General features: G+C 61.8%; 19 protein-coding genes. 10 read left to right on the top strand and 9 right to left on the bottom strand.

The features are described 5' to 3' along the window. Positions 1-760: 760 nt before the first annotated feature. Genes AB0L58_RS18615 through AB0L58_RS18600 form a run of 4 tightly spaced genes read right to left on the bottom strand, consistent with a single transcriptional unit; the run spans position 761 to position 4,155 of the window. Positions 761-913 (bottom strand): hypothetical protein, encoded by a 153-nt coding sequence (locus AB0L58_RS18615; RefSeq protein WP_364388121.1) that lies wholly within the window; start codon positions 911-913, stop codon positions 761-763. Between the two features lie 45 nt (positions 914-958). Next, complete coding sequence (locus tag AB0L58_RS18610) at positions 959-2,359, bottom strand: CBS domain-containing protein (RefSeq protein WP_364388119.1); 1,401 nt, start codon at positions 2,357-2,359, stop codon at positions 959-961. Between the two features lie 18 nt (positions 2,360-2,377). Continuing rightward, the gene (locus AB0L58_RS18605; protein ID WP_364388117.1) at positions 2,378-3,220 is read right to left on the bottom strand and encodes a hypothetical protein; all 843 of its coding nucleotides are present in this window, start codon (positions 3,218-3,220) and stop codon (positions 2,378-2,380) included. After that, positions 3,217-4,155 (bottom strand): AAA family ATPase, encoded by a 939-nt coding sequence (locus tag AB0L58_RS18600; protein WP_364388115.1) that lies wholly within the window; start codon positions 4,153-4,155, stop codon positions 3,217-3,219. Before AB0L58_RS18600 ends, AB0L58_RS18605 begins: the two co-directional genes overlap by 4 nt. 835 nt (positions 4,156-4,990) lie before the next feature. Between AB0L58_RS18600 and AB0L58_RS18595 the strand changes: the two genes are divergently transcribed. From AB0L58_RS18595 to AB0L58_RS18580, 4 genes are read left to right on the top strand one after another with little or no spacing between them, the layout of a single operon-like run. Continuing rightward, a complete protein-coding gene (locus tag AB0L58_RS18595) occupies positions 4,991-5,329 on the top strand; it encodes a WXG100 family type VII secretion target (RefSeq protein WP_364388113.1) in 339 nt (112 codons plus the stop codon). Next, entirely contained in the window at positions 5,326-5,625 is a 300-nt protein-coding gene (locus tag AB0L58_RS18590) for a WXG100 family type VII secretion target (RefSeq protein WP_364388111.1), read from the top strand. The genes AB0L58_RS18595 and AB0L58_RS18590 overlap by 4 nt, the downstream gene beginning before the upstream one ends. Positions 5,626-5,630: 5 nt before the next feature. Beyond that, on the top strand, positions 5,631-7,019 hold the full coding sequence (locus tag AB0L58_RS18585; RefSeq protein WP_364388109.1) for a hypothetical protein: 1,389 nt from the start codon (positions 5,631-5,633) through the stop codon (positions 7,017-7,019). Further along, a complete protein-coding gene (locus AB0L58_RS18580) occupies positions 7,019-7,405 on the top strand; it encodes a hypothetical protein (protein ID WP_364388107.1) in 387 nt (128 codons plus the stop codon). Before AB0L58_RS18585 ends, AB0L58_RS18580 begins: the two co-directional genes overlap by 1 nt. A gap of 933 nt (positions 7,406-8,338) precedes the next feature. On the opposite strand, the gene AB0L58_RS18575 is transcribed toward AB0L58_RS18580, so the two are convergent. Continuing rightward, positions 8,339-8,743 (bottom strand): spore-associated protein A, encoded by a 405-nt coding sequence (locus tag AB0L58_RS18575; RefSeq protein ID WP_364388105.1) that lies wholly within the window; start codon positions 8,741-8,743, stop codon positions 8,339-8,341. A 723-nt stretch (positions 8,744-9,466) separates the two neighbouring features. Here AB0L58_RS18575 and AB0L58_RS18570 point away from each other — a divergent pair. Next, positions 9,467-9,733, top strand: coding sequence for a hypothetical protein (locus AB0L58_RS18570; RefSeq protein WP_364388103.1), 267 nt, complete (start codon positions 9,467-9,469; stop codon positions 9,731-9,733). Positions 9,734-10,989: 1,256 nt separating this feature from the next. Here the strand turns inward: AB0L58_RS18570 and AB0L58_RS18565 are convergent. Beyond that, the gene (locus AB0L58_RS18565; RefSeq protein WP_364388101.1) at positions 10,990-11,151 is read right to left on the bottom strand and encodes a hypothetical protein; all 162 of its coding nucleotides are present in this window, start codon (positions 11,149-11,151) and stop codon (positions 10,990-10,992) included. Between the two features lie 191 nt (positions 11,152-11,342). Continuing rightward, entirely contained in the window at positions 11,343-12,440 is a 1,098-nt protein-coding gene (locus AB0L58_RS18560) for a hypothetical protein (RefSeq protein ID WP_364388099.1), read from the bottom strand. 911 nt (positions 12,441-13,351) lie between these two features. Here AB0L58_RS18560 and AB0L58_RS18555 point away from each other — a divergent pair. Further along, positions 13,352-13,864: an SLATT domain-containing protein gene (locus tag AB0L58_RS18555; protein WP_364388097.1), complete on the top strand. Its 513-nt coding sequence runs from the start codon at positions 13,352-13,354 to the stop codon at positions 13,862-13,864. A gap of 1,127 nt (positions 13,865-14,991) precedes the next feature. Here the strand turns inward: AB0L58_RS18555 and AB0L58_RS18550 are convergent. Then, a complete protein-coding gene (locus AB0L58_RS18550) occupies positions 14,992-15,681 on the bottom strand; it encodes a hypothetical protein (RefSeq protein WP_364388095.1) in 690 nt (229 codons plus the stop codon). Positions 15,682-16,297: 616 nt separating this feature from the next. On the opposite strand from AB0L58_RS18550, the gene AB0L58_RS18545 reads away from it, so the two are divergent. Further along, positions 16,298-16,906 (top strand): hypothetical protein, encoded by a 609-nt coding sequence (locus AB0L58_RS18545; RefSeq protein WP_364388093.1) that lies wholly within the window; start codon positions 16,298-16,300, stop codon positions 16,904-16,906. Positions 16,907-16,983: 77 nt separating this feature from the next. On the opposite strand, the gene AB0L58_RS18540 is transcribed toward AB0L58_RS18545, so the two are convergent. After that, complete coding sequence (locus AB0L58_RS18540; RefSeq protein WP_364388091.1) at positions 16,984-17,571, bottom strand: hypothetical protein; 588 nt, start codon at positions 17,569-17,571, stop codon at positions 16,984-16,986. 470 nt (positions 17,572-18,041) lie between these two features. Between AB0L58_RS18540 and AB0L58_RS18535 the strand changes: the two genes are divergently transcribed. From AB0L58_RS18535 to AB0L58_RS18525, 3 genes are all read left to right on the top strand, one after another. Continuing rightward, the gene (locus AB0L58_RS18535; protein WP_364388089.1) at positions 18,042-19,094 is read left to right on the top strand and encodes a hypothetical protein; all 1,053 of its coding nucleotides are present in this window, start codon (positions 18,042-18,044) and stop codon (positions 19,092-19,094) included. Between the two features lie 865 nt (positions 19,095-19,959). Continuing rightward, positions 19,960-21,165 (top strand): hypothetical protein, encoded by a 1,206-nt coding sequence (locus AB0L58_RS18530; protein ID WP_364388087.1) that lies wholly within the window; start codon positions 19,960-19,962, stop codon positions 21,163-21,165. Next, positions 21,153-21,911, top strand: a complete 759-nt coding sequence (locus AB0L58_RS18525; RefSeq protein ID WP_364388085.1) for a hypothetical protein — start codon at positions 21,153-21,155, stop codon at positions 21,909-21,911. The genes AB0L58_RS18530 and AB0L58_RS18525 overlap by 13 nt, the downstream gene beginning before the upstream one ends. Positions 21,912-22,020: the final 109 nt, after the last annotated feature.

Here is a 22,020-nt window from a genome sequence, read left to right as displayed (position 1 = left end):
TTGGCCTCCTCCACGAATACCGACCAGCACTCCACTCCGGTGCCCAATTTCTATGTCAGCGTTGCCCACCGCACCCTTTGAAGCGGCCTGGGTCTGGTTTCTCTGCCCACTGCCCGTCAGCTCCTGCGACGGGCCGTATCACTCGGCCTCAACCGCGACGATAAGCGAGCGGGAGGGTTCCACGGTGTCCGAAATCGTGCGATGGCCAGAGAAGGCCGTCGGGGACGTCGATCCCCAACGGCCCGACTCGGCAACAGCAGCCATCAGTCTTCATGAACGGACCAGAACAGCAGCGCCACTGCCAGCTCAACGTCGAGGTCTTGCCTGTTTGCTCACTGCGGCACAGGACGCCTCGTTCGTGCAATTGCTCTGTGTGCGACAGATGGGACTGCTGGGGACGCGGCGATGTCGCCCGGTGGCATGCCGTCGACCAACCATCGGACAATCCGTTCGACGCTGATATGGGGCCGCGAGCCAAAGAACACCGGCGTTCGAAATACGAACGGGGACTTGGTGATTGATCATGGTGATGGTGCACCGCCGGGAATCGGGAGGAGTTTGGTGTGTTGAATCTTGCGTCGCTCGATCATGAATCCATTGCGAGGTGGTGGCTGCTTTGCGTGGGTCTCAGGGCGACGATGTCTTGGCCGACGCCGACGATGATTTCAGCGGCTGGGGTCGATGCTGACGGCGACCCGGAGTTCTGCAACGCCATAGCAAAGCGATCTCCGTCGACTTCACCCGTGGATCGGCCGATTCGTCACCATGCCGCGGGGCGTAACAATCGGACCACCGCACGTGGCAGGACGTGGCTGACCATCGCCATTGCTTTGGTACTAAGCGAAGCTGCGGCCACCTTCTGCTTGTCGCCCAGCAGGGCGTCGATACGGGCTCCGAACACAACAAGATTCATATGTTCCGGCGATCTCTCACCGGCCGACGGTAAGTCACCGTCCGATTACTCCGGATCACGATACCGGTGCAGCAAATTGTTGAACATCCGTAACTTGTCGACGGCGTCTTCGGGCATCGGGTCGGGATGGAAGTGCATAACCTTGTTGCGGATGAGCCGGATCTCTTCGAGCCGGGAGATGAATGCGGAGCGGTCCAACGGCCACCCCAGTTTCTCCCAGACCTCCCTGTTCTCCAGCACACGGCGGTAGTCACCCACTGAGAGCTGGTCGAAACTGGTGATCTCCCGGTGACAGAGTCGTTGAACGGTCCGAATATCCAAGGTGCGGTTCAGGATCCAGCGCAGCGTTTGATCCAGCTCCCCCAACTGGAAGAATGGGGTCGCCATCTCGCCGTAGCGCTGAGCCACGTCGGCCGTCGTGACGATGCCGTTAATGGCCTTGTTCTCGTCCCGGACGAAGACGAATTCGCACTGTTGCAGCGTGGGTAGGACATCGGAGAGATCGCGTTCGTAATCGACGACCTCCACATGCGGGTCGATCGCATCGGCGAGACTCGCATCGGGTCTCTGGTGCATCGCCTGGACGATCGAGCGCCAGGTGACCGCTCCGCGCAGATTACGAGGGCCACTGAGGACAGCGAGCTGAGAGTAATCGTTCAGAAGCATCTTGGTGATCGCTTCTTCGAGGGTGCTGTTCGGCCCGACTGACTCGACCCCACCCAGGGGTGACAGATTCCCAACCGTCAGGCGGACATCGAGATCACGCTCCCCCTCGTCGTCCTCGGCGACCGGGACGTCGTCGAGGACAGACGGACTCGCCACCATGTTCCCGTCCGCCTCGCTGGGCGGCGTAGTCAGTGCGACCACGGTGTCCAGAGTTACCGCCCGAAAGCTGGGTGAGGTCACCAGTCCGTGGTTGGCCAGATCCGCCTCGATCCGACTGACTTGATCTCCGCGATCCGATGCTCCCCACAGCGACAGCAGTTCACGGACCGAAATGCGTTCGGCCTCATCCTCGTCCGCATGCCTGCGGGCCTGCCTCAGGCGCTCATGGATGCGCTGACGCACCACATCCTCGTTGTGCCGGTGCGCAGCGGCCGCGACATTCGAGATCACCCGGTCGAGCAACTCCTGACGGACGGCGTCCAACATCCGATCCTGCTCGACCACAAGCCACGCCCGCCACCCGTCGACGGCTCCCATCCCGGCGGCCACCATCGCCGCCCGGGACGGTGAGCGGAATTCCTCGCCATCGGGCTCGAGCCGGATACGTCCCTTGTCGGTGACTGTCGCGTCGTAGGTCACGCCGATCCGGTTGCGCTTGAACCTGAGCTTCGCGCCAGTCTGAATAAGACCGGCATCCAACAGGTCCGAAACCGTAACCCGACGCCCGCCGATCAGATACGCCGAGCGACCGCCGGGCTGCTCGGCTCGCTCTGCTGTCACTTCGCTCCGCACGGGCGCTCACCACTTCCGCAAGCCGGCAAACTTTCGCCGGGCGCCGATCGCCTGCTTGAGCACCCGCTTCTCGAGTTCGGGGCGGCTCAAGCGATCCACCCGAGTGAGCTGCAACTCCGCAGCCACGGCCAGCAGACCCGCACGGTCAAGCTGCTGATCACGCAGATATGCGGCCCCCTCGTCCTCAGTCTCGGTCGCGCGCAGTTGCGCAGCGATTCGGGCAGCATCGGCATTCGAACTCGCGGCTCCGGTCGGGGCCGCTGCCAGCACAGGGCTGGACTCGTGGGGGGCGGGCTGCGATGCGGTGCCCCCGGTATCGACATGGTCGGCCCCCGCGTTGTCGGCCATCGCATTATCGGACCCGGCGCTCTCGACCACTATCTTGCCGTCGGGCGGATCGAGGGTCGGCGCCGGAGTGGGGGGTTCGTCCGCGGCAGCGTCGTTCCGGGTGAACTCGTGGCGGACCAATATCTCGAGGAGCTCCGCTTTCCTGGGTTTCGTGTAGCCGCGGAGGCCCAGCAGCTTGGCCACCTGGCGCAGCCCCTGCAGCGGCAGGTCCGCCCCATTCAGGTAGAAGCTCCGTTGCTGCCCAAGCGGCAATCGCGAAAGATCCTGCACCACTTGAAGAGGAATCGTTGACGGCGACCCGACGGGGTCGGCCGCCAGAGACCGGGAAATGCCGCGCGATAACCCACGAGGGGCGGAGCCGACCGATGTCGCATCGTCGGCGGGCACGACCGCCAACCCGACCGTTCCGTCGAGAATCCCACGCAGTGTGGCCTCGTCTTGTCGTGCCAAGAACTCAGCCAGCCGGGCTTGCAGGGCGACGAAACTTTTCAGGTCGCTCACTGGTGAGCACCCGTCGACGATGCGAGCGCACCCAGTACCTCATCGGCCAACTGGTCGAACTCCTTGACGACCTCGTCCTTGCCGGCGTTGTGCAGCATCGCTGGCACACCGCTCTCGCCGGCATTGCCGAAGTGCTTGGGACTGTTACGAATCATGCTCTTCAACACGGGAACTCGCGAACTCTCGCGCACCTCTTCGATATAGCGGTGCTGAGCGAGCGTCACCTGTTGCGAGTAGATCTGCACCATGGTGAAGACGACCCCCAGGAAACTGGGATCGATCGGCGTATGTCCACCGCCACCACCCTTGTGGTTGACGTAGTCGTTGAACTGCTCCACCAGTCCGGCGCAGTTGCCGACCAGATAGTCCAATCCCAACGTGGACAGATAGTCCGCCTTGGCCGGCACGAGAATGAGCTCGCTGGCCACGATCGCGGTCTTGGTGACGAGGCCGAAATTCGGTGCGCAGTCGATGAGCACCAGATCGTAGGCGTTGCTGAAGTGACTGTCCCCCAACGCTTGTCGCAGACAACCGTGCAGATCCAGAAACCGCCGCTTCGATCCGTCGAGGGTGGTGGTCCCGCCCAGCAGGGCGGCGAGCTCGAGATCGATATCGATCAGGCCGAGGTGCGAGGAGATCAGGTCGAGCTGTCCGACGGGGTTCTCCAGCGCTCTGTTGACACGCTCCGGCGTGACGACAAGGTCGGCCAGGGAGAGCTCCCTCCCGGGCATTTCACCCTGGTACCACTGTCTGATCGTGCGGTCGTCCTTGAGCCGATCGTGCCAGTCGTCGACCGAGAAGAACGAGAAGGTCAGATTGGTTTGTGGATCGAGATCGATAAGTAACACGCGCAGCCCTCGGCTGGCGGCAACCGCACCGAGATTCGCGGTGAGCGTCGTCTTTCCCACACCACCCTTGTAATTCATAACCGCCACGACCCGCATCCGCTTCTCCCCATGGTTTCGGGCGCCGACGTTGCCGGCGAACAACGATCGATGTCACATGCCGGGGCGAGATGACGATCTGAACGCCTCGCCACCCCGCAGCACTCATCCGAACTTCTGCTCTCCCCACGACACGGCCGTCCAGGCTTTCATCAATCGTGCCACCAACCATCTATCTCGCAAGCCGAAACAGACTTCTTCGCAGCAACTTTCAGACATATTGCCCCGGCAGGTCCCCTATCGACGAGGCCGGTCGGTATGAATATCAATGCTGCGCAGTATGTTTGGTTGAACGTCGTATAGCGGACCGCCACCGGCTGAAAAGGTGTTCGGAGAGACGCTGGCCCCGTGGCTAACCGATCGATACGGAACTACCCCACCTTGGGTCGCTCGACGAAAGGCCGCAACGGATATCGCACGAACCCTCTCAACGACACGCCGGAAGACCGATTTCGGCGCGCCTCCTCGCGGGTGTTGCAGAACTCGACTGGCGCCTGCCGCGCCGTCCTCGCGGGGCGTCGGGCCTACCGGTGTAGGAACATCGGCGAGGCGCTTCAGCAGTGCGGTCTTCCGGACACCGATGACTAGGCGAGATACTCACTGACCTCCTGGAGACCACTTGCCATCGCGGCGGCGCTTGTGCGCGACTGGTTCATCAGTGAGATCGACCGAGCACGCCAGGCTGCCGCGACAGCCGATCCGTTGCGGGACAAGCCAATTGATGTCGGGTCGGGAATCCGCATCTCGGTGCCGATACCTTTGGTCACGCCAGCATTCACGACCCGTCCATGCCTACGCTCTGATAGGACTCGGTAGGATTGGCGTCATGAGTGATGGGGGGACACCAGCCTCTGGCCAGAACCTCGCTGTAGTACCCGAGAAGGTGCGCGAGGTCGGCAAGTACGTCTACGAGTTGGCCGAGGCACTGCGATCGGCACTCGATTCTGCGGCTAAGGACGTCGCGTCGCTGACCGATGGCAGCTGGACCGGGGACGCGGCCAACGAATTCTCTGAGGGCTGGACTGAAGTGCGTGACGGCGGTGTCCAGATCATGACCGCTCTAACCGGCATGGCGGAGAAGCTGGGCGTCACCGCCGACACCTATCAGGCGGGAGATGAGAGCAACGCCGCCACATTGAGCACTTCGAGTTTGGATCTGCCATGAGCTCTCAGTTTTCGGTCGACCTGGACCATCTCGATGAGATCGTGGTCCGTCTGTCGGGTCTGGCCGGGTTCATCGGCGAGCATCTCGATGAGATCGATGACCGGGTCGCCACCCTGGTCGGTAGTGGGTGGGAAGGTGTTGCCGCCCAGGCGTATGCCGATGCCCACGCTCAATGGGTCATTGGGGCACGCGAATTCGTCGAGGGGGTGAAGAATGTGAGCGACGCGGCCAAGGCGGCCCACGCCCGCTACACCACTGCCCACGACACGAACTACACAATGTTCTCCCAGGGATAAGACATATGGGTGTACTGGTTATCGACTGGCAGACCTACTACGACGCCGGCAAGAAATGCCACGCCCTGGCCACCGACCTGCGTGCCGCCGACAAACCTGTCCACGATGCGGTCAAAGGTGAATGTGCGGGCATGGCCGGTAACACCGCCGGCTGCGAACAATGGGGCAAGACCTACGACCGCGTCGCCCAGGAAACGATGCAGACCTGCACGAACCTGGCCGACGCCCTCACCAACTTCGGCACCATGCTCTACGCCGCCGGACACAACTGGGCACTATCCAATAACTCCAACCCGATGCCCGACCGACCCACCGTGACGGCGATGTCGGAGTACAAGGTGACAATCCCGACCTCGGTAGGCAACAACGGCGACGGTGTCACCGAGGGACACGGCAGTGTCCCCGGCTTCTACGACGCCCTGGTCGGAAAAATCCAGGACGAATTCGGAAGCAAGCTGCCCAACGGCAACAAAGACAAGCTCGCCAAGGCCGCATCGACATGGAAAACGTTCGCCGAACACAAAACCATCACCGATGCCGCATCCAGGATCACCGAGATTACCAACCTTTTCAGCGACATCCAGGACAAGAAAGGCCTCGACCCCCTCCTCGGCCACCTCACCACCCTCAATGGTGGTGCCACTCAACTTGCCTCCGCATCCCTCAGCCTCTCCGCACCTGTCACCGAATACAGCGCCGCTACCTCCGAAACCCGCGACAAGTTCCGGGACGCGGTCACCAACGCTTTGATAGCAGCCGGAACCACTGTCGTCATCGGTATCGCCGCCTCCTGGATCACCGCTGCCCTCAGCGACGTCGCCGCCGGCGTCGGCGTCGTAGCGATCGCGGGCAACACCGCCAGAGTGCTCAAAAGCACCTACGACGCAAGCAAACTCATCAAAATAATCGGCACGGCCTCCGCAGTGGCGGGTGCCACAGCCTTCACCGTCACTGCGTTCGACAAAGTCCCCGACCTCACTCAGGAAGCCGCAAAACTCGCCGCCATCATCCTCATGAAAGTGTATATCGATGAGGATGGAAGCCCGGCGAACGACGGAGGCTCGGCTGGCGTTCCTTCGAGCGCGGTTGCCGATGAGATGGCAAGAATGCTGCGAGAGGGCATTCATCCGGGTGAAGATTGTTCCGAGATTGCGGAACATTTAAAGAAGGTTGCCGCTGGGGAAGGGGAGATACTCCGGGTGGATCCTGCTCCCGGGAAAGAGGTGACCGTAGAAGAATACGGGCTGCGTGAACAATTTCTATATCACGAGGTCTATACCGACGGCAAATATGTCTACGACCCGAGGCATAGTCCAAACCCCATCCCCATCGAGCAATGGCGGAAGACTATTATGGGAGATAATCCCGGCGCTACGATCAAGGGAGTAGGGTAGTGAATTCTGGTGATTTTATTACTCGACTGAAGCGGTACGGAGACCTGGAGTGGTATCGCCATGCGGGCGGTGTCGGTGATGACGGCACTCCCGCACCGCCGCTTATTGTCTGGCGTTTCCCCGAACCTCAACCGGCTCGTGTTGCCGAACTTCTGCACGAGGCCGCTTTTGCCGACAACCGAGAGATCGACTGGTTGTTCGACACCACCCGACGTAACTGGGTACTCGTACCCTCACGAGTAATGGCTGAGAAAGAACTTCACGGACTAGCAACCGAAGCGCAAGCTGTGGACCTCTTGGTGAAGACGGATCGAGAATTCTGCCAGCGTTCGGTACGTGATTTCGAGAGAATTATCGCAGTGCTGGATCAATATTCTGGCAACTGACTCGACGAGTTCGCGCCATCGAGATACGTCGCATAGGCGACCACCGCACTGGTGCTCGACGCGATCGGACATGCGATCTGAACCCATCAGCCGTGCGGGATGTGACTTCAAAGATGTCGTGCACCATACGGATAGAGGGTCGAAAGATGCGACAGACAGAATCTGTGCAGGATCGAAACATCCGTGCTTCCCCAGGCACCGCGGTGTTGGACGGATCACCTCGCCGACACCAACGTAGCGGCGCGTTCATGCGATCGAAAAACCCTCGATGCACTGCAAGGTGTTCTTCCCCACGGCGTCCGCGCTAGCGCAGGAGCTTCTGGCGAACAACCACAATCCGTTCCCCAACCCGAACTCGACGCCGAAACGACGCCGCGTGGTCGGCGAGTTGGCCCGGCGGCGGCCGATCGCACCACCTGAGGGTCGCGGCTACGCCCGGATTCGGATCCGGTGGTGTACGCCAGGTTCGGCTTCTTCAACTCCGAATCGGCCACCACGCCGTTATCACTTTGAAATCCGAGCTGGTCCTCCGGGCCCTCGACAACGGAATCGCTTTGCCGTTCTTGCCTTCACCAAACGCCACATCGCTGACAGGCTCGACACCGGCACCCTCGGCTGGCCTCAGGACACCTACCGCAATGGCTGTCGGCGATCACCGCAGAGCCCACGACAAGATGTCCGAATGACTCTCCCATAATTCCCGCACACCGGCATCGGTGAACCCGAACGCCCCGCAACAACCCCGAACCTACTCCCGGACCGCATGATCGAGGTCCTCGCCAAGCAGCTGCCGGAGCCAGCTCGGGCGACGCAAGCACATGCCGAATTGAGTATGTCCGTGTGTGGCGCTAGTACGCATCGGTGCTGCCGCCAGACCCCTTGCGCACGAGCCCGTACCGGGGCCTGGTATGAACAGGTACGGGCACGTGCCGTTCAGCCGCAATGCACTTTGAATACCTGCCACTCGTCATCACCGATGAGGCCGCCCCAGTCGATGCAGTCGCCCTTTGCCTCGACCTTCACCGGACCCGCGAACTCGGTGTATTCGGCGTCGTCGACGACTACGGCGCGGCTATCCCCTGACCGCCGGAGCCCGGCGCCCATCCGCACGGGTTTCCCCGCCTGGTCCCGGACGGTGACAACGCAATTGTTTTTACCGTTGTAGGTCAGAAAGGCGGTGCCACCGACGATGTCGTGCGAATCGATCACGTCATATCCCTTACCGCACTGACCACCGTAGGTTGCCGCGGATGCCGTCGCGGGAAGGAATACCGCCATCCCGGCAGTGATTCCGATTACGCTCGCACACACGGCAATTGTCTTCTTGGCGTTGATCACGTAGAAACCTCTTCTTCTCGACGTGCAGTCTCGCGTACGCGGGTAGCGCAAGATCTCCGAACGGCGCTCGACGCTATTGACATACCGTCGAGGGCTTACGAGAAGAAACGCTGTGCACCACATGATGGTTCACTCTGTTTCGAAATTTCCCGTTCCCCTCTGGCTGTCCGTGGAAGCATCGGGACCGCAACCGACTCGCACCGCCCGAGAGTGATTCCATCTGCGTCAGTAGTTCGTCGTCGCGATCTGCGATCCCAGCAGGGATGCTGTCACCATCCGCCGTGCGGGCCGACCGACGATCTGTCTCGGCGGGGATCTGATCAAGCAGGGGTTGGGCAGGGCTGGACAGAGTGGGCAGGAGTGGAAGCCCAATACTTTTCGGGCACTGGTGCTACATCAACTGGCCGACGTCCACAACCCGGGAAGTCCTGATCGGATACGGTGCAGGCGCCCTGTGGGTGACGTTCGTCATTGGTGTCGCCGTACCCGCCGCCGCAGTGCATGTCTGGTTGTCGACCGGCCTGGTCGTGGCAGGCACCTACTCCCGTTACCGGTGGACTCGTCGGTCCTGTTCATCGATGACGGAACAATCCTGACCTCGGCGGGCGTCGCGGCCGGTTTGGATCTGTGACTCGCCGGGATGGTCGGCTACGACCGGCGTTTGTTCGAACGCGCCGACGATCTCATCGCGTTGGTGCGCGAGGCGGGCCGCTGGAGCCCGAGTTGGCCGCGGCGTATCACCAGGGCAGGCACCTGGCCGATCAAACGCGCGTCCAGGTGTTCTCCGCCTGGCCCGATAACACCCTCCGCCCCGACGTCGACCTACCCACTGCCGTCGACATCTACGCCGCCCTGTGCAATATCGACGTCTACCCCACTCTCACCGTCGAACGCGGCTGGTCACCCGAACGAGTCGAGCGCTGGTGGACCGAGATCCTCGCCCGTGAACTACTGAGCCCACGGCCGGAGACCAACGAACCTACACCGTGACCACGCCGAGGCCATCGACGCAGAGAGCCCACCTCGGCCATACCGCACGGTCCAACGGGTCGAAAACGAACGTTCGCGAGACCTATCGGGGGCATATGCGGCGGCACCGGCTGCCGCTGGTCGTCGGCCCCCGACTGAACCTCCGTGCCAGACAGGCTGCTCACCACATCCGGCACCGGTTCAACCGGGCGAGGGTAGCCGGAGCCAGTGTCGATGTGACCGCTGCCGCAGCCGTCGCAGTAATCGATCTCCAGCGATATACACGACGGGACGGTGCTCTCACACAACTCGTAGATGGTGACGCCATAGGGTCGTCTGCACGACTCGCATTCCAGATGGTACCGGTCAGCGTCGCGCGATGCCCACCGTCAACATTGGTCACTTCGAAAGCCCGGACGCACTGACCAGACCTCAACGGACGCGGCAACCGCCTCGGTGTCCACAGATCCGGTCGGCCAGGGTGGTCGCGCCGCCTCGGCCGAGTGAGCCTTGTCAACTTCATTCGGAGCCCCTTCAAGCGAAGACGGCTCGCTCGCCTACCGCTAGGCAAGCTGGAGGGTTTCAAAACACCGATCAAAGGCGGAAAACCGCCTCTGACCTGGTCGGGCTGACAGGATTTGAACCTGCGACCACCTGACCCCCAGGGAACCGGATTTCATCCTGGGGTGTCCGGCTGGTGCTCTCTCGTCCAGGTCAGAGGCACTTTCATGTCTCGCTGGCGTCGTCATGTCCAGTCTGTACCTGCCTGTCTTGGCACGCTGGCGGCACACTGAAAAACCCCTGTTGAGCCGCGCCGGCGCATTGTCGACGACCGTGCAGAGGTCGGGATCTGCCAACCGCACGGAGATTGGCGCAGACCCCCAACACCGCGCTCGTAAGAGGTCTTGGCGGTAGGTAAAAATCGATCCCTGCGTGGTTGAACGTGATCAGGATTCGATTGCCATTGGCAGTAGCGACGTCGTCGTTCACCAAGCGAGCGACCACGGTGAGTTGACAGTTTTCGTCATGTCGATCGGCCGCAAATCTCCCGAGCCCACCGAATCGGTGCAGGACTGCACGCCGACACGGGCAAACAGTCCCACCCACAGCCGGGTCGGGCATGAGCCATCAATCACTTACGTGCCCGAACAGCCCATCTAGTGGACACACGAGAGGACGCCAATGAGGCATCGCATCGGCCAGGACCGACGCTTCGTCGGCCATCTCCCCACGCCGACAGCAATCAACAGCAAATGCCGGGCGGCTACGAACCGGCACTAGAGGCCGAGCGAACGGGCAATCCGGATGATCCTGTGCGCTTCAGCGGTGATGCTCGCGTCGGTGCTACGTTCCACGATCCGCTGTGCCGCACGAACGATGTCACGAATCTCGCTGTCCGCCTGCACGATCCGGCGCTCGTCCGAGGTCTCCATCGTCACGCCCTCCCCACGCTCCAGTTGCCGCCCGAGACTACCTGACGCATCCGGGTACATGGCGTGTCGGACAGATCCCATGCTCAGCCAAAAACAGGCTCCGAAGTGGCCCTACCTGCTGTGGGTACACCGCTGGCCCCAGCGCCCAAGAGGCAAGCGTCGGCCACGTGATCCGGTCCTGCACACCATGAAAGGACTTACCACTGGAACGGGGTGTCCAACGTCAACGTGCGTTCGGCGGGTGGATACCAACCTTGCGCAGCATATTGGTCGGTGTGGAGGTAGCACTGAACGCGAACCTCGGTACTCCCTGGCGTAAAAGTGAGTAGCCGGCTTATCGGCAGTGTCGTGAGCGGCATGTGATATCTACTGAGAGAAGCGACGTTCATAAAGTAGGTACCCCAGCTGCGCTCAATGTGCGTCTTGTCACCATGTGAATCGTCTGGGTTTGTGTGAGTATGCCCCGCGATCCAGAGCTGAACAGCGCCGGGGTTGCTGGCAAGATGATTCTCGAATGCACCGGAGTCGGGATTGCTGCCGACCCAGTAGAGATACGAAGCACCCTGCGGCGTTCCGTCACGAAAGGGGCGATGATAGAGCTCATGCAAATTGCCATCAGAGTCTGTACGTACACCCTCCCAATCACCCGACGCGACAGTTGTATTCTTTAGCACATAGTGGTGCACGGAAACAACGATCGAATCGTGATTTTCATCGATCATCGTCTTCCACCATTCGAAGGTGTCGGCACTCACAACGCCGCCGGGGTTGCCGCCAAGCGTTCCCCTGCCCACCAGCTGTGAGGGTTCGTTGCGATCGCTCATCATGAGGAAGAGGATGTTTCCCACCCGAAACGAGTATCGTTCCCAGGTCCCCTCGATGCGGTAGGGGCGCGCGTTCGCATCGACGCCCGAGTGTTCGGTGTGCTGCCCAAGCGGATCCACCCACCTCTGCCACCACCAAGCATCCGGTTCGGACAATCCGCTGCGATCATGATTGCCGCAGATGCTGTACACATCCTCGCGCCGATGCTTCTGCAGTGTCGCGAATTGTCTACGGACCTCAGCTCCCTCCGCGTCGTCGGGCAGGGTGTGATGGGCCCCCGACATATCGCCAACGTCGACGGCGATATCCCACTCGAACGGCGGTCCACCATCCATCCCACCGAACTCGGACTGGTTGATCGCCTCGGCCAGACTCTCCCGGCCGAACTTCAGATCGGTACCGACGTGGGCATCACCGAACGCCCACAGCCGAAACTGCGATGGATCTCCAGTCGTGTCTGTCGATGTCATGTCCGTGAGCTCTTTCTTCAGTGAATCGCGTTGCCTAGTAGACAATTTCGCCAAGCGACTCTGGGCCACGCTCGGTCACGCCGATTTCCCGCATCGCGGTAGCCATCTCTAGTACGCCCTTCGCATCGGTCGAGAAAGTAACGCCAGGTTCGTCCACATACGGCGACATGGGACGCGGGATCTCCGAATTCCTCGGCACGGCAACAGTCCCGACGATGCTAGGCGGAATTCGATGTGCCAGATCCACTCGGCGATGAGGATCGGATCACGGCTACCCTATTGCGCCACCTTCACTATGAATGCACCTGCGGAGATGCGGCCCACAATTGGGATTGCGCCACCTGCCCCAGCCAAACCGAATTTGAATTCACGCCGATCCGAATACCGACACGCACGAGTTTCCGGCGTTAGCACGAGGCAGGCGGTTTGAGTTAGGACCACGGAGCAGCAAACCAGCAGGCCGCCGACCCGAGTACTTGCGCTGACGGATGCAGGTTGCTGCGGCGAAGGCGTATCTGTACGGTCAGCCCGGAACGATCCGCCCAGGTCGCCAACGGTAGCTGCACAGGCCACCCTGGTGAAAGAGCACCAACCTCGGGGAGAACGGTCGTCAGCCTGTGAAGATCAGCAAGTGGCGCGGATCGGCGAGGGCTGATGCGAGCAAGCAGGTTCGGCTCCGACAGAGCCCGGCGTGGTGGACGTGCCCGGCACTGGGGCGAGCGGGCGGTCGCTATATTCCAACGCTGGATAACCTCTCGGCTCTCCCTTCCCGACCTGATGACGGAACCTCTGAACCTTCGATGTAGCTGGGTTGAGAACCGAGCAGTCCGTACGGAATTCACCGACCGCAGATGAGCATCCGCAGGCGCGACTCTCTACCGCATGACATCGGTCGACGGTACGATATTCGGGTGTCGGCAGATATTGACAGTTATCTCGAAAAATTGCTGGACGATGCCGTAGAACGTCACAATAAACGAAAGAACCGACTAAAGAATGCCTCTTGGTTTCTTCACATATCGGCGATGATCCTGGGCGGAACGTCGACGGTACTCCTGGGACTGCAGATAGACAGCGACACGTACGCAACCGTATCCAGGAATGCCGCTCTTATAATAGTTGCACTTACCACCATCATTGGCGCACTCCTAGCCTACTGGAATCTCGATGAGTACTGGTTGAAGCGCAAGGTGATTTACAACGACCTGGTTGCACTTAGAGAAAAGTATCGCTATCTGACTGCTTCAAACCCGAAGAATAAGCGGGCACTGCAGAATGAAATATTTGAAAGCTACATGAGACTTGTGGGTAGCCACGGCGAGTATTGGGAAGCGATGTTGGCGAAACAAGCCGATGACAGTACCGCACACGAACGCCGCGACTTAGTGAGCAATACCCCTAAAGAAGAGGGGGAAGAAACTTGATCGGTCAGCACGATTGGGAGATGGCGCTCCGGCCGGTTTGGCACTCAATTCGGCATGGTGACTATCGGCATATTCGGAAACTCGGTGTTTGCAGAGCTAAGATCGTCGCTGTTTACGGGGATTATCTGGTGATAGCACCGTGCTGCGGAGGCGGAGGCGTGAGCTTGGGCTGCGATGCCTACACGCGCAGAAGCCAAAAGGCGAGGGCAGAGCGGTGGACAGTGGGCTTCCTGGCGGCACCTAACCGCTCCCCTTTCCGGAATTTCTTTATTAGATTCATAGAGCCACTGAGTGAGATTGATCAAGAAATTCGCCCAAGCGTCGGACAATTGCTGTGGATAACCTCGGATTCGAACCCGCAGATTTCCAATGATATTGAATATTTCGCTTCGGGCGTTCGCCTTCGCGAGTTGAGTTCTGAGTCACCGCCGAACCCGGAATTCCGAGATTAGTGATCGGCGTAGGTGATCGGCTACGCGGTTCTGTTGCCCAATCAGACAATTTGCCGACTCCACGACTACCATAGCCATCAGCCTCACGAGCAATCGAGCGCCTGCACCCGTTCGACAATCCGCCTCGGCAACTCTGCCGCAGTAAGCCGATAGCTCGACCACTTGTCCTGACTCTCCGCACTGGCCGACGCGGCGAACCGTAGTGTGCCTCGCGTTGTCGGTGTTCCCTTGAGCCGGTCGAAATCTCGGCTCGGCACCAGCCAAGCCGCACTGAGTGTGCCGTGCTCGATATCGACCAAGATGAACAAGAGATCCAGATCACCCCTAGGGCGGAAGTCGCCTGGCGGATCTGCGCCCGGAGCCTGCCACGGGTGGCCACCGCCCCATCCGACATGCGTGCTTTGACCTGCACTGCCAGCGTGGCGGTGTGGTCGCGGAGGTGGAATACCAGGTCGACGCCTTCATCATCGACCATCGAGGTCGAGACATTCAGTTGGCCCCGAGTAGCGAGGATGCAGATCGCCGCGACGAGGTACTCCGCCGCTTTACCCATGCGAGCGGAATCAGCGGACTTCTCCAGATAGTTTGGCCGTTCGTCTGGAGCTAACTCTGGCTGCGCGACATCGACGCTGCCGGAATGCAGCGATTCGCCGATGGCGCCCGGTGGTGAACCACTCATCGGACCATACTCGCGACCCGCACGAAGGCGGCTGCGATGTCGTCGCGGTTCCTACGACTGGTGTCTTTGTCTACCTGGTTAATCGACAGTGGACCAGGGTGCGCGGTGAACAGAACCTCGGCACCACGAAACCGCCGATGGCTCTTTCCGACTGCGGCGTGCCAGGCCGGCCAGGTTTGCGACTTGCCCATGACGATGACGGCCGCGAGGTCACCGGGCAGCAGGTCGACCACCTCTTCCAGATACCGTCGCGCCCGCCGAGCCTCCGCTCCCAACGTGCGTCGGCCTTTTGCCGGGTTGGCAACCCACCACGGGATCACATTCCAGGGCACGTAATCCGCGTACTGGAGGGATGTCTCCTCGCACAGCTTGTACACGTTGTGCGCGGTCTGGTCGTTGTTGTGCAGGCTGATGAAGCCGGATTCGCCGTCAGCAGCGCCGGAGGGATCCTGTAGCAGCATCAGTACTTTCGCACCGTCTGATGCTGCTCGGGGATCGAAATACGGAACGCTTTCACCAGTCGCGGCTCGTACCTCGTCCACCCATCCGTTGAGTTCTCGGAGCGGGCCGGTGTAGCGCTCCGCCATCCGGTCCGTCACATTCCGAGGTGTCACGACCTTGCTCAGCAGCTCACCGCGGTCGTAAGCGATTCGGTTCTTCACACCACGGTAGGAAGGAGATGCCATGCCGGTAATGTCGGCGCCTTACTCGAGACTGTTAGCGGCGACTGATTCCGACACGCTCATCCAGTGACTCGCGAGTTCCGCACTACCGGCTGATACCACGATCGCGCATTCATAGTGCCCTTAAACGCGACTTGGTGGCGATGGAGCACAGCCTGGATCCAACCACATGACAAGCACATGTCGATAGAACTCATGACGCGGCATCCGCAGCATGTTGGCACTTCTAAGGCGACCTTCGGCCATCACCACCTTATGCAGCCAGGCGACGAGGTGGGTTGCCATTGGGATTGCCTGAAGCGCATCGCGTAGGCGGACGAACAGACCGGAGCGCCTCTAGCGATCGTCATTGTCGCTCAAGGGAATCCGTGCCTAGCCCATTCCACCGATCGCCTTCACCAACGAATTGGTTTTGAGCACAAGCAGATCCCCAGAGAGGAAACCGATGAAGCCGCGCAGCGCTCCTGCCCAACACGCCGACCACCGCCACGTCCCTCGACATCAGGCTGCGCGCCGTGTTCCATATGAGGATCATTCGCCACAGCATCGGATACCACCGGAGACGCTGTTGCGCAGCAGACGTCACCGCGGCGCGCCACCGTCGGGAGGGGACGTAGGCATGGATATCGACATTTCTTGCCCGGCCTGCGGTCGCATGGATTGGGTCCAAAGTGTGCCCGCAATCCGCGCTACCGGGGTCCAGACGATCACCGGCACCGACTACTACTCCGGGGTCGGACTTGCTTCCAGCGGCTTCATCCCGGTCATCGGCTCCGCGACGATCGAACGCACCCAAACGTCGAGCCTCGCACGAACTCTTCCACTGACACCACTTCAACGGACATCTGGACGACCGGTGATGTGGGGATTAATCATGGCGATCCCCTTCCTCATCGCCGTTGCACCGCTGACCATCTCAGTGCTGCGGCCACAACCCGACGTGGGATGGGGATGGACACTCGTCGGTGCTCTGTTCTTCCTTGGAGCATTCGCCACACCCTCGGCTATCGCGTTTGCCATCGCCGTTCATCGAATCCGCCTGAACAACCGCATCTCTCGCGGACTGCCGACTGCCCGCGCCGTCTGGAGCGCGGGTAAATACTGCCACGGGTGTGGTCTGTGCTTCTGGCCGTACTCACCCGCCCCGAATGTGCCTGCTCGGAAGGCGATGCCTCCCAACAATTTCACGTGGGTCGTGTGGAATGTCGGTGGCTACGCCAACATCTGATGGCTGACAGTTTGTGGCTGCAACGCCTGTTATCGGCTCGGGTGTCCACGCACATGTTGGGCACGGCGTCCACCGTGTTATCCACGCTCGGGGAATTCCTGGATTTCATCTGGCTGCGGTGTTTCGCTGCGATGGAAGACCTTTCGAGCTGTATCAGTCGCTGAGCGCGTAAATCCTGGGCGGACGAACGGCCCGCCTTCGGCACGCTTGTTGGCGGTATCGGCCTTCCCTCGGTCACCGGTTGAGCCGAGGACTGTTGCCCCTGTGTTCGCGGCGTCGTTGGCGGCAGCTATCAGCTGGCGGGCCTGCTTCGGGGTGATTTCGAGCAGGTCGGCGACATCGTCGTCGGTGTTGCCTTGCTCACGGATCGTCGCGGCGGCGAGTGCTTGCCGTTGTCGGTGCTCGGCTATTTCGGTGGCCGCTCGCTCCTTCGCCGCCGTTATCTGCTGATGTAGCGCAGCGATTCTGTCCTCACGTGCTTGCTCGATGCTCGTGATCTCTTGCCAAGCGGTGATGTACTGCTTGACCGCCCCGCTGACAGCCTGTTCCCGTCTGCGAGCGGCATCGCGTCGATCGCGGATTCGATCGCGAGAGCGTCGAAGCCGTTCGACGGCTTCCGGTGAGCGCGTGCTGCGGGCACGACGAGGTGTGATGTTGTCGTTCATACCGATCCCTGACCGGCCGACCCGCGCGTCAGTCCCCAACCATCAGAATACCGCTGATCGTCGGCGACGAATCCAGCCTTCCGCATTGCCCTCGCCCAACCGATGCGCGGCCCGATCGGTTCCCTCCTGGTACGGCTGCATCGATCAATTCCGTTCTGATTCTGTGTCTTTCGATTAGCGCGGGCACTGCCAGCAAGACATCTCGTTTATCCCCGACGTTCCACCATCCGCCCGCAAGTAGCTGAAATCTCCCACTGATCCGAACGCCAGGCCCGAGCACAGCTTGGACCTGGCGTTCTTTCGTGTCCGAAAGGCGTTGTGCCATGCCTGAATCCCCTCCCTCTGCATTGCGGTGTGTCGTGTGCCGATCGACTGATTCCGGTGGCCGGTTCCCGGTTCATGATCAGTGGGTTTGCCAGCGCTGTTTGCCGGATCTGCCGCGCTGCGATGGCTGCCGTCACCGTGTTGTGGTGGTGAGCGACACCGCGGAGGAGTACCGGCTGTGCGGGCGTTGCACGGCGGGGTGGGTCGGTTGCGTGTCGTGCCGTCGCCTGACTGCGCCGTACCAGCGCACCGATTCCGGTGAGGTGGTGTGCGGGCGTTGCACGGAGGCGTTCTTCGACCTGTGCACCAGTTGTAGCCGGTTCAGCGCTGCCAGCCGTTACCTCTCCGGTGGCGGCCGCATATGCGCTCGATGCGCCGAGCAGTACTCGAGCTGCCGCGGCTGCGGCACCCTGACCCGCGTCGGCGGTGATTGTGATAGCTGCGATCACCCGCATCATGTCTGGAACTACAGCTACAAACCCGACCCACGTTTCTATGGCGACGGTCCGCTGTATCTGGGGATGGAACTGGAAATCGTTGTCCCCGAATACCAGTACCGGCGATGCGTCGCGCTCGCCGGCGATCATCTCGGCCCGTTGGGGTACCTGAAGCGTGATTCCTCGATCGAGCCCGGCGGGTTCGAGTTGGTGACTCACCCGATGTCGTACGACTACGCGATCGGCGAGTTCCCGTGGCCGCTGCTGCGACAGCTCGCCGAGTTGGGCTGTGAGACCGACTCGAGTGTTGGGCTGCATATCCATGCCAGCCGTGACGGATTCGCATCGGCAGCGCACATCTATCGGTGGATGAAGATGCTGTATCGCAACGAGTCCGCGGTCACCACGATCGCGCGCCGGCGCTCGCATTACGCGCCGTTCGATCAGCGAGCGCGGGCGAAGGTCAAAGACACCGCCAAGGACCCGCTGCACGCGTTGGGGTTGAGCCGGTATCAGGCAATCAACCCCTACCCACAAAAAACCCTGGAGCTCAGGGTGTTCGCGAGCTCGCTCGATGTTCAGCAGGTCCAAGCCGCGCTGGCCTTCACCGCCGCCTCCATCGACTACACCCGCGGCCTGCGGGTCGCCGATGTGCGGGCCGGGGCGTGGGACTGGTCGCGCTTCGCCGCCTGGGTCACCCAACAGAACGGTCTCTATGGGCCGCTGCTGGCGGAGATGGAGGACCTGTCGTGTGCTTGCTGACCTACTTCCCGCCCGGCACCCCACCGGATCCGGTCGCCTTGTCGGTCGGGGCGAGGGTGAACCCGCACGGTCACGGATTCGCCGTCATCGCCGGGACCCGCATCATCACCGGACACGGCATGGACGCCACCGCGGTCATCGACTACTTCACCGCGGTGCGCGCACGCTACCCGCGGTGGGCGGGCCTGTTTCATTCCCGCTACGCCACCCACGGCGAACGCAGCGTGGACAACTGTCATCCGTTCCATCTCGGCGGTGATGCACGAACAGTGTTGGGACACAACGGCACTCTTCCCAAACGGGTCCATCCAGGCCCCTACGATCCGCGCTCGGACACGCGCATCGCCGCTGAGGAATACCTGGCTCGGCATCCGTTCGGGTCGATCGACACCCGCAGCGGCGCGCGTGGTCTGGGATCGTGGCTGGGCAGCAGCAAACTGGTGATCCTCACTGTCGATCCCGCCTACCGCCACAGCGCCTACGTCTTCGGTGAACAGGCGGGCCGCTGGGATGGCGGCATCTGGTACTCCAACACCAGCTACCAGCCCCAGCGCGGCGTCCGGCTCGCCGCCACCTGTGCCGGTCGTGCCTGCGCGTCGACTTCGACCGCAAAAGCCGCTATTGCCTCGGGTGCGGCTGGTGCTTCGACTGCGACATCGTGTTCCCCGACTGCGAGTGCGTCGGAAGGCACCGCGCTGTCGGGCACCCGCCCGTGCGCGGCCGGCTGCTGTCGACTTCCTCGGCGTCGCGGCATCCGGCCGCCGGGCCTTGAGACCCATTTCTCGCTGATCTGTCCCCGAGAACCCCGTACGCAGCTCTTGCTGCGTACGGGGTTCTTTCCATTTTCATCGAAAGGTCTCCTGTCATGCCCGCATCCGTTGTGCCCGACTCGGCGTGCTCGCAGTGTGCCGATCCTCTCCCGCCTGCGAATCTCACCGCGACCGTTGACGGCGAATGCCTGTGCTTCTCGTGCGTCGATGAGCTGTCGGTGTGCGTCGAATGCGGCGGGCACACCCGCAGCCCGCACCTCACCAGCGACGGCACTCTGCTGTGCGCGCGGTGTGTGTCCGGATGGGAGCGGTGCGCGGACTGCCGCACCTACAGCCGCACCACCACAACGGCGGTCGGTGCCCGCGAGATCTGCGGCAACTGCGTCCGCGACTACCAATCCTGCGACGACTGTGCCCGACTGTGCACCGACACATACGGCGTCCAAGGCGGAAACCGGGTCTGCGATGCCTGCCTCGATGAGGACTACCGCGAATGCGCCGACTGCTGCGACCTCATCCCCTACCACGACACCTACTGCCAAGACTGCACCCGCCCCAGCCATCCCGCGGTCTACGGCTACGACTACAAACCCCGACCCCGCTTCCACGGCATCGGCCCGCTGTTCCTGGGGCTCGAACTCGAAATCAAAACCCCCACAGACCATTTCAACGACGCGGTCGACACCGCGCTGGCCCACCTCGGCGACCTGGCGTATCTGAAGGAGGATTCCTCGATCAGCCCGTGCGGGTTCGAGTTGGTCACCCACCCCATGTCGTATGAGTACGCGCGCACGCAATTCCCGTGGGGGTTGCTGGCGCGGCTGCAGGTGCTGGGCTGCTACACCGACAGCGACGTCGGTATCCACGTCCACCTCTCCCGCGACGGGTTCGACTCCTCGACCCACGCTTACCGGTGGCTGAAGTTTGTCTACCGCAACCAGACTCCGGTCACCAGGCTGGCGCGCCGATCCTCCAGTTGGGCCGAATTCTCTCCGCACGCGCGCTCGAACGTGCTGGCCTTCGCCAAGGGCGAGCGCGGCGCGGGCCGCTATCACGCCATCAACGTGCGCCCCGAGCACACCTTCGAACTGCGGATCTTCGCCAGCTCCCTGCAGCCACAACAGGTGCAAGCCGCCCTCGCCTTCGCGGCCGCATCCGTGGAATACACGCGCGGTCTGACCGCGGCCGATATCGCGCGCCGCCGCGGCTGGGAATGGGCCGCGTTCACCACCTGGCTTCGTGCCCGCCCGCAGTATTCACCGCTTCTCGCCGAACTGGAGGACCTGGCATGTGCATCCTGACCTTCGTCAAACCCGGCATCAACCCCAACCTCGACGCCCTGCGCGGTGGCGCGATCGCCAACCCCCACGGCCACGGCTACGCCATCATCACCAACAACACCATCACCGTCGGCCACGGCCTCGACGCTGAGGTGGTGATCACCGAATTCGCCGCTCTCCGAGACCGATACCCCGACGGGGCGGCGTTGTTCCATTCCCGCCTGGCCACCCATGGGCCACGCACGGTCAACAACTGTCACCCCTTCCTGGTGGGTGGCGATGAGCGAACGGTGCTCGCGCACAACGGGATCCTGCCCGAGAACGTGCACCCCGCCCCAGGTGATCTGCGCTCGGACACCCGCATCGCTGCCGAGGAGTTCCTACCACGACGCCCGTTCGGGTCACTGGATTCCTGGGCCGGACGCGCGCGGCTGGAAGATTGGCTCGGCTCGGACAAGATGGTGCTGCTGAGCGTCGATCCCGCAGCCAAGCACAGCGCCTACATCTTCAACGAACACCGCGGGCATTGGGACCAGGGCAGCTGGTACTCCAACCACACCTACCAACCCTCGCTTTGGGCCAGCGACGCCACCGACTACTGGGGCTACTGCGGCGAATGCGGCGAATTCAATGACGACCCCACCGGCCCGCACTGCATCGCCTGCGGGTTCTGCGCCGACTGCGTGCGCGCATTCCCTCAATGCGACTGCCCCTCTTACGACGGTTCGGAACGCTACGCAGACCTGTTCGATCTCGAAACCGCCTGAGTCCCAACATATCTGCTCATACCATCTCCGTGCTCGCGGTGGCAACTCCCCAATGAAAGGCGCGAATTCGCATGAGACACCGCCCAATCCAGCAGAAACCCCGACGCCC

Origin of the sequence: Nocardia sp. NPDC052112 (genome assembly GCF_040680135.1) — a bacterium.
Lineage (GTDB): Bacteria > Actinomycetota > Actinomycetes > Mycobacteriales > Mycobacteriaceae > Nocardia.
The sequence above is the reverse complement of the archived record's forward strand: the minus strand, read 5'-3'. Positions and strand labels throughout refer to the sequence as shown.